The sequence below is a fragment of the Bathymodiolus platifrons methanotrophic gill symbiont genome, assembly GCF_002189065.1.
Taxonomy (GTDB): domain Bacteria; phylum Pseudomonadota; class Gammaproteobacteria; order Methylococcales; family Methylomonadaceae; genus Methyloprofundus.
Genome location: NZ_BDMN01000220.1, coordinates 1 through 8426 on the forward strand (window position 1 = coordinate 1; position 8426 = coordinate 8426).

Below are 8426 nucleotides of genomic sequence, written 5' to 3' on the forward strand. Positions count from 1 at the left end.
GCAGTCAATTGGCTCTGGCTTGGCAAAGGCAACTTTGGCCGGAAGGGTTGGCGGTGTGTTGGTTGATGCTAGCGCCGTTATTGAAAACGATACTAATCTGCAAATCATAACGGCTAAAGATGATGAAGGGTTAGAAGTTATCCGTCATTCATCTGCGCATTTACTTGCTCAGGCAGTTAAAAGAGTCTTTCCAGAGGCGCAGGTAACGATTGGCCCGGTTATCGAAAATGGTTTTTATTATGACTTTTCCTATGAGCGTCCTTTTACACCTGAGGATATCAAGAAAATAGAAAAAGAAATGCAGCGACTGGTGGCTAGTAACCTAGAGATTACACGCTCTGTTGTCTCGCGTGATGAAGCGGTTAAGTTTTTTCGTGATTTAGGTGAGAGTTATAAAGCGGAAATTATCGAGTCGATTCCTAGTAACGAAGATTTGTCCCTGTATACACAAGGCGATTTTACTGACCTTTGCCGTGGGCCGCATGTGCCGAGGACCAGTAAATTAAAAGCCTTCAAATTAATGAAAATTGCCGGGGCCTATTGGCGCGGTAATTCAGATAACGAAATGCTGCAACGTATCTACGGGACAGCATGGAATGATAAGAAAGAGCTGAATGCTTATTTGCATCGCTTAGAAGAAGCGGAAAAGCGTGATCACCGTAAGCTGGCTAAAACATTAAACTTTTTTCATACTCAGGAAGAGGCTCCAGGAATGGTTTTCTGGCATGAAAAGGGCTGGACAATTTATCAGCAAGTTGAGCAATATATACGCGAGAAATTGCGTGTGCATGGGTATGGTGAAGTAAAAACACCTCAGCTTGTAGATCGCAGTTTATGGGAGAGATCAGGTCACTGGGATAAGTTCGGTGATATGATTTTTACTACTCATTCTGAACATCGTGATTATGCTATTAAACCGATGAACTGCCCGTGTCACGTGCAGATTTATAATCAGGGTTTAAAGAGCTATAAAGATTTACCTTTACGCATGGCAGAATTTGGATCGTGTCATCGTAATGAGCCATCAGGTACTTTGCATGGTTTGATGCGTGTACGTAATTTTGTTCAGGATGATGCGCATATATTCTGTGCAGAAAATCAGATTCAAGATGAAGTCTCGACTTTTATTGATTTGCTATTTGAAGTCTATAAGGATTTTGGCTTTGAGGACGTTTTAATCAAGCTATCTACACGTCCTGAAAAGCGGGTAGGCGCAGATGAAGTTTGGGATAAAGCAGAAAAAGCGTTAGAGCTAGCTTTAGATAATAAAGACCTGGACTGGGAGTTACAGCCTGGTGAAGGTGCTTTTTATGGTCCTAAGATTGAATTTTCATTAAAAGATTGTTTAGAACGTGTCTGGCAGTGCGGTACTATTCAGGTGGATTTTTCGATGCCAGGGCGTTTAGATGCCCGTTTTATTGCTGAAGATGGGTCTAAACAGGTGCCTGTTATGTTGCATCGCGCCATATTAGGTTCTTTAGAGCGATTTATTGGTATTTTGATTGAACAGCATGCGGGAACTATGCCTGCATGGCTCTCACCAGATCAGGTAGTGGTGTTGAATATTGCCAGTCGTCATGACGAATATGCACAACAAGTCTATGCTGAATTAGAAAAACAAGGCTTTAGAGCAAAAATTGACTTGAGAAATGAGAAGATAGGCTTTAAAATTCGCGAGCATTCCATGCAACGAGTTCCGTATCTTCTAATTATTGGCGATAAAGAGCTGGAAGAAAAAACTGTGACGGTGCGATCACAGAAAGGTCATGATTTGGGTAGCTTGTCAGTTGATGTTTTTGTGCAGCGACTGAATGACGACATTGAATACAGAAAGTAATTAGTAACCAGGAGAAAAGAGTATCGCTTCTAAAAAAGATGCAACACGTTTAAATGACGCAATTACTGCAAGGCGTGTCAGATTAACAGGTTTGCCTGAAGGGCAGGGTGGCATTATGTCACTGATTGACGCAAAACGTTTAGCTTCTGATGCCAATATGGATTTGGTAGAAGTTTCGCCCAATGCTGATCCGCCGGTTTGTAAGATTATGGACTACGGCAAATTTTTATTCGACCAGAATAAAAAAATGGCGATGGCCAAGAAAAAACAAAAGCAGATTCAGGTTAAAGAGATTAAATTTAGACCTGGTACAGACATTGGCGATTACAATGTTAAGTTGCGTAATTTGACTAAGTTTCTTGAAGAAGGAAATAAGACCAAGATTACGGTGCGCTTCCGTGGTAGGGAAATGGCGCATAGAGAGATTGGTATGAATCTTTTGAAGAGAGTTGAGAAGGATCTGGAAGAGCTGGCAGCCGTTGAGCAGTTTCCTAAAATGGAAGGCCGCCAGATGGTGATGGTTCTAGGACCTAGAAAGAAAAAATAGACTATCTATCAATGTAGGTTGGGTTAGCTTTTTCGCTAGGCTCAAAAATCTAACCCAACCTACAAAATAATCAATAAAACGAAATTTTTACTACTATAGGAATAGTAGTGTTATCAATTCAGTCGGGCCAGTGCATTTTGCCTTACTGAGTTTTTATATCAGGGACGTGTTATTTTTATATTATATTGGAGAAAATAAATGCCAAAAATGAAAACCCATCGTGGTGCTGCAAAACGCTTTAAGCGTACAGCAAATGGCGGTTTTAAATGTGGAGCGTCACATCGTCGCCACATATTGACTAAAAAATCGACTAAGAGAAAAAGACAGTTGCGTAAAGCGGCTACTCTTCATCAATCAGATGTGCGCATGACTGCGCGTATGTTACCGTACAGCTAATCTAGGAGAAGAGAATGGCCAGAGTAAAACGTGGCGTAACTGCCAGAGCAAGACATAAAAAGATTTTAAAGCAGGCGAAAGGTTATTACGGTGCGCGTAGCCGTGTTTATCGTGTTGCTAAGCAAGCGGTTATCAAAGCAGGTCAATATGCTTACCGTGACCGTAAAGTTAAAAAACGTACTTTTCGTGCTTTATGGATTGTGCGTATCAATGCGGCAGCAAGATTATGTGATATTTCATATAGCCGTTTGATTAATGGTTTAACCAGAGCAAATGTTGCAATTGACCGTAAAGTATTAGCTGATATTGCAGTGCGCGATATGGATGCTTTTGCTGAAATTGCTAAAATTGCTAAAGCAAACCAAAGTCCACTATAAAGAATAACGAAAGTTATTCCTTTTGGAAGGTTTGAGAAAGGGCTGAAAAGCCCTTTTTTTGTTACGGAATATGTACGAAATAAAGTAGTGATGCTATAAAGTAGATAAACTACTGAAAATTAAATTATTTCGTACATATTTCTCCTTTATTTTTACCATTCTAAATATAAGCGAAAGATCCGTGTCAGCGACCCTCGAAGAAATTCTTGCACAAGCTCTACAAGAGCTTGAAGCAGCCAATGATTTACAAGCATTAGATCAAATCCGTGTGCAATATCTGGGAAAAAAAGGTGCTTTTACCCTACAGATGAAGGAGCTCGGTAAGCTAGACCCTGAGCAAAGACGGTCAGCGGGACAAGCAATTAACCAAGTAAAAGCCGATTTTCAAAATACCCTGGAAGAGCGGAAAAATTCGCTACAGCAAGCAGCACTTGATGCGCGTTTGGCGAGCGAAACCATTGATGTTACTTTGCCTGGTAGAGGACAATCTGTGTCAGGCCTACATCCGGTAACGCTGACATTAAGGCGTATTTCAACAATCTTTTCCAGTGTTGGCTTTAAGGTAGAAGAAGGGCCGGAAATTGAAGATGATTATCACAATTTTGAAGCTTTAAATATTCCTTCACATCACCCTGCCAGGGCGATGCACGATACCTTTTATTTTGATGCACATACGCTATTAAGAACTCACACTTCACCTGTGCAAGTGCGTGCTATGGAAAAGTACCAGCCGCCTTTAAAAGTCATTGCGCCGGGGCGCGTTTATCGTTGCGATTCAGATGTGACGCATACGCCTATGTTTCATCAGGTAGAAGGTTTTTTAGTTGATGAAAATGTCAGCTTTGCTGATTTAAAAGGCGTGGTCTATGAATTTTTAAGAGCCTTTTTTGAAAAAGACATCCAGGTGCGTTTTAGGCCTTCTTATTTTCCGTTTACCGAGCCTTCAGCCGAAGTTGATATCGAATGTGTCATGTGTGATGGTAAAGGTTGCCGTGTCTGTAGTCATACTGGTTGGCTGGAAGTCATGGGCTGCGGAATGATCCATCCTGAAGTTTTCAAATCAGTTAATATTGATACCGAAGATTTTACCGGCTTTGCATTCGGTATGGGTGTTGAACGACTTGCTATGTTGCGTTATGGCATCAATGATTTAAGGCTGTTTTTTGAAAACGATCTTAAATTTCTTGAGCAATTTAATTAAAGGGAGGGTTTAATAATGCAATTTAGTGAAGCTTGGTTAAGAGAATTAGTAAACCCTGCGCTTGACACGCAGGCGTTGGTCGAACAAATTACCATGGCAGGCCTGGAAGTTGATTCAGTCAATCCAGCTGCCGCAGAATTTAGTGGTGTTGTCGTTGGGCAGGTCGTATCAGTTGTTGCGCATCCTGACGCAGATAAATTAAGAGTTTGTAAAGTTGAGGTGGGTGAAAGTGAGCCTTTACAAATCGTTTGTGGTGCAAGTAATGTACGTGAAGGATTGAAAATTCCTGCAGCATTGATTGGTGCTGTTTTACCAGGTGATTTTCAGATTAAAAAATCAAAATTACGTGGTGAACTGTCCTTTGGCATGCTGTGTTCAGAAAAAGAATTAGGAATGGCAGCAGATGCAGATGGTTTGATGGAATTAGCCGCGGATGCACCAGTAGGTACTGATATTCGTGAATACCTAGCCCTAGATGATCAGTTGATTGAGGTTGATTTAACACCGAATAGAGCGGACTGTCTAAGTGTTGAAGGTGTGGCAAGGGAAGTTGCACTACTGAATAATATAGAATTTGAAGTGTCAGCGGTAAGCTCCGTTGCAGTTGAACATCAGGAGACACTTGATGTTAAGGTGAGTGCGCAAGAGGCTTGTCCACGCTACTTAGGAAGATTAATTAAAGGTGTCAATGCTACGGCAGAAACACCTTTATGGATGCAAGAACGTTTGCGCCGTTCAGGTCTAAGAAGTTTAGGGCCTGTCGTGGATGTCACTAATTATGTCCTATTAGAAATGGGCCAGCCTTTACATGCTTTTGATGCCGCAAAGTTATCCGGTGGAATCGAAGTGCGAATGGCTAATGCTGATGAAGTGCTCGGTTTATTAAACGATCAGGAGATTAAAGCCAATACAGAAACCTTAGTGATAGCAGATGCTGAAAAGGCATTGGCTTTAGCGGGTGTTATGGGCGGTAGTGAATCTGCTGTATCAGACAGTACTAAAGATATTTTCCTTGAATGTGCGTTTTTTAACCCTAGCTTTATGATGGGTAAGGCGCGTCATTTTGGCTTGCATACAGATTCTTCACATCGTTTTGAACGTGGTGTTGATGCTAATATGCAAACTAGAGCCATTGAGCGGGCAACGCAGCTTATTGTCGAAATAGCTGGAGGTAGTGTTGGTGCAATCACTGAAGCCGTCGCGGAGCAGTATTTGCCGCAACGTCCAGCAGTGACTTTACGTCAGCTAAGAATTAAGCGTATTTTAGGCGTTGCATTAGCGGAAGCAGAAGTCGAAGGTATTTTGCAGCGGCTAGGTATGGCGGTTGTAAAAGATTCTGAAGGCTGGCAGGTAACACCTCCGGGGTTTCGTTTCGATATCGCGATAGAAGCCGATTTAATTGAAGAATTAGGTCGTGTCTATGGCTATAACAATTTGCCGCAAAGTAGTTTGTTAATGCGTTCTGCTTTGAGTCAGGCGCCTGAAGCTATTTTAGAAATTGACCAGATTAAAGACTTATTAGTAGGTCGGGATTATCAAGAAGCCATTACTTATAGCTTTGTCGATGAAGAGTTACAAAAAGCGCTAGTACCTGATGATACTTATATCAAATTACAAAATCCGATTTCATCAGAATTAGCTGTTATGCGTACTACACTTTGGTGTGGCTTGCTACAGGCTGCAGCCTATAATACTAAGCGTCAGCAATCTCGAGTACGTTTTTTTGAAGCTGGGCAACGGTTTTTAGGTACCGATGTGGCGCAGCAAGAAAAAATGCTGGCCGGTATAGCACTGGGTTCAGCTAATGCTGAGCAATGGGCTGAAAAAGCTAGTAAAGTCGATTTCTACGATGTAAAAGCAGATGTAGAAGCTATCTGTGCGTTAACAGGGGGTGAAGTGCAGTTTTTAGCAGCTAAGCATAGTGCATTACATCCTGGTCAAAGTGCAGAAATACAGACTATGCAAGGCGAATCATTAGGCTGGATAGGGATGTTACATCCAACACTGGAAAAACAGCTAGGTTTTGATACTAATGTTTTTTTATTTGAGCTATCTCAGGCAGTGTTATTGGAGCGCAAAGTTCCTAGCTTTAATAGTTTGTCTAAATTTCCATCAGTGCGTCGTGATTTAGCGCTGCTACTGGAAGAGCAAGTATCTTTTCATGCAGTTGAAAAGTGCATTAATGACTGTCAGGAAAAATTAATTAAAGAGGTCATGGTATTTGATATTTACCGTGGGCAGGGCGTTGAGCAAGGGTATAAAAGTATAGCATTAGCTTTAATTATGCAAGATGCAACACAAACTCTTACAGATGCTGAAATTGATGCTATAGTTAACAGGGTGTTAGACGCTTTATCTAACAAATTAAGTGCAAAGTTGAGAGATTAGAATAAATGGCAGTAACTAAAGCAGATTTCGCGGAAAGATTATTTGATGAAATTGGTCTAAATAAGCGTGAAGCGAAAGAAATGGTTGAGATTTTTTTTGAAGAAATAAAGACTTCGCTAGAGCATGGAGAGCAGGTAAAAATCTCAGGTTTTGGTAAGTTTGAGTTAAGAGATAAAAATAGTCGCCCAGGAAGAAACCCCAAGACAGGTGAAGAGATTCCTATTTCCGCACGTAGGGTCGTCACCTTTAGAACCGGACAGAAGTTAAAAACACGAGTAGAAGCCTATGCTGGAGCCGAGTAATAATAACGAATTACCCGCCATCCCCGCAAAACGCTATTTTGCAATTGGAGAAGTGAGTGAGTTATGTGGAGTAAAACCACATGTATTAAGGTACTGGGAGCAAGAGTTTGAGCAGTTAGAACCAGTAAAAAGACGTGGAAATAGGCGTTATTATCAACGTAATGACGTCATGTTAATTCGTCAGATCAGAGCTTTGTTGTATGAGCAAGGTTACACGATAGGTGGCGCTAGAACTCACCTGCAAAGTGACGATGCGAAAGATGATTCAGGGCGTACAAAACAGGTCATTCACCAAATGGTTGGTGAGCTAGAAGATATTCTAGAAATTCTAAAATAAAGATTGATAAGCCGCGCAGTTCATTTATACTGTGCGGGCTATCTATAAGTGACTAACGCTCGTTAGTCATTCTTAAAGTAATCACAAGTTCAATATGTCGGGGCGTAGCGCAGTTTGGTAGCGCACCATACTGGGGGTGTGGGGGTCGTGGGTTCGAATCCCGCCGTCCCGACCAATTGAATCAATGGCTTATCATGTAAATGGGGGGCTTTTTTTATGCCTAAAAACGCTGTGGGTAAAATTCTGGGTAAAAACTACTTTTGGGTAGGCTGTTTATTTTGATGCAAGATATGTTTTGCCTATTTCCGTGTCTGTTGAAAGAATAATGACCTGATGACTGGCACTAGGGAAATAGTTTTCAACTAATTTTTTACGATGCTTTGAATCAAGTCGTCCTAGAGGTGTATCAATAATCATAGGGAGTTTTCGGCTCGAAGTTTTTGCCAAAGCATCAAGCATTGCAATTGCATATATTTGGCGCTCACCTGCTGATAAGCTCTCTTTAGGTATCTCATTGCCAAAATCATTAAGCAAGGTGACTCTAAGTGTGGATTTTAGAGTCTTGGTTTTTAGGTAAAGAATGGAGCTCAGGGTGTAAGTATTTAATATTAAACAGGCTCAAGCCAAGTAGGAATAGTCAGATTTTAAAGCCAAACGAGTGCTTGTTTAGTGATTTTGTGCCTTGCAAGTCATTGAATATTAAGTGTGTATAATTTTTTTTATTCGGTATTTGGCATGAGAGAAATATATTGGCAAATAAAAAACATGACTACTTTTACTACTGAAGTTTCCCAATTATTGAGTAGCTGAAATACACAATGCTGGTGTATCGAGGTTTATTTTAGGTGGTTTTGCCATGTTTATAGCAAACCCCTACTTAATTCCCCTTAGGCAATAGCATTTGAAACGAATGAAAAGACTATTTTTTCATATAGTTGTAGCATAGTTTCAATTTTACCATAAATAATTATTGGGAAACTTCAGTTTAGGACTCTAAGTCCTTTTCTATTTTCTCTTGAAACTTTACATATTTGCGTATCA

8 protein-coding genes, 1 tRNA gene and 1 pseudogene are annotated in these 8426 nt (G+C 40.8%); 9 read left to right on the plus strand and 1 reads right to left on the minus strand.

Annotation, left to right across the window (positions count from 1 at the left end; all coding sequences use genetic code 11):
* Positions 1-7: 7 nt before the first annotated feature.
* The 9 genes from thrS to CDZ78_RS12720 all read left to right on the plus strand — a co-directional run bounded on the left by thrS (position 8) and on the right by CDZ78_RS12720 (position 7560).
* Positions 8-1837, plus strand: coding sequence for a threonine--tRNA ligase (gene thrS, locus CDZ78_RS12680; protein ID WP_087870350.1), 1830 nt, complete (start codon positions 8-10; stop codon positions 1835-1837).
* 22 nt (positions 1838-1859) lie between these two features.
* Positions 1860-2384 carry a translation initiation factor IF-3 gene (gene infC / locus CDZ78_RS12685; protein WP_087870343.1) on the plus strand — a complete coding sequence of 175 codons (525 nt, stop codon included), beginning with the start codon at positions 1860-1862 and terminating at the stop codon, positions 2382-2384.
* A gap of 198 nt (positions 2385-2582) precedes the next feature.
* On the plus strand, positions 2583-2780 hold the full coding sequence (gene rpmI, locus CDZ78_RS12690) for a 50S ribosomal protein L35 (protein ID WP_087870344.1): 198 nt from the start codon (positions 2583-2585) through the stop codon (positions 2778-2780).
* Positions 2781-2794: 14 nt separating this feature from the next.
* Positions 2795-3157 carry a 50S ribosomal protein L20 gene (rplT, locus tag CDZ78_RS12695; RefSeq protein WP_087870345.1) on the plus strand — a complete coding sequence of 121 codons (363 nt, stop codon included), beginning with the start codon at positions 2795-2797 and terminating at the stop codon, positions 3155-3157.
* Positions 3158-3338: 181 nt separating this feature from the next.
* Entirely contained in the window at positions 3339-4358 is a 1020-nt protein-coding gene (gene pheS / locus CDZ78_RS12700) for a phenylalanine--tRNA ligase subunit alpha (protein WP_087870346.1), read from the plus strand.
* A 15-nt stretch (positions 4359-4373) separates the two neighbouring features.
* Positions 4374-6746: a phenylalanine--tRNA ligase subunit beta gene (gene pheT, locus CDZ78_RS12705; RefSeq protein WP_087870347.1), complete on the plus strand. Its 2373-nt coding sequence runs from the start codon at positions 4374-4376 to the stop codon at positions 6744-6746.
* Between the two features lie 5 nt (positions 6747-6751).
* Positions 6752-7048 carry an integration host factor subunit alpha gene (gene ihfA / locus CDZ78_RS12710; protein WP_087870348.1) on the plus strand — a complete coding sequence of 99 codons (297 nt, stop codon included), beginning with the start codon at positions 6752-6754 and terminating at the stop codon, positions 7046-7048.
* Positions 7032-7385, plus strand: a complete 354-nt coding sequence (locus CDZ78_RS12715; protein WP_087870349.1) for a MerR family transcriptional regulator — start codon at positions 7032-7034, stop codon at positions 7383-7385. Before ihfA ends, CDZ78_RS12715 begins: the two co-directional genes overlap by 17 nt.
* Positions 7386-7483: 98 nt before the next feature.
* A tRNA-Pro gene (locus tag CDZ78_RS12720) sits at positions 7484-7560 on the plus strand.
* Positions 7561-7673: 113 nt separating this feature from the next.
* On the opposite strand, the pseudogene CDZ78_RS12725 reads toward CDZ78_RS12720, so the two are convergent.
* Positions 7674-7880, minus strand: a pseudogene (locus tag CDZ78_RS12725) (DNA sulfur modification protein DndD); the annotation flags it as partial.
* Positions 7881-8426 lie beyond the last annotated feature (546 nt).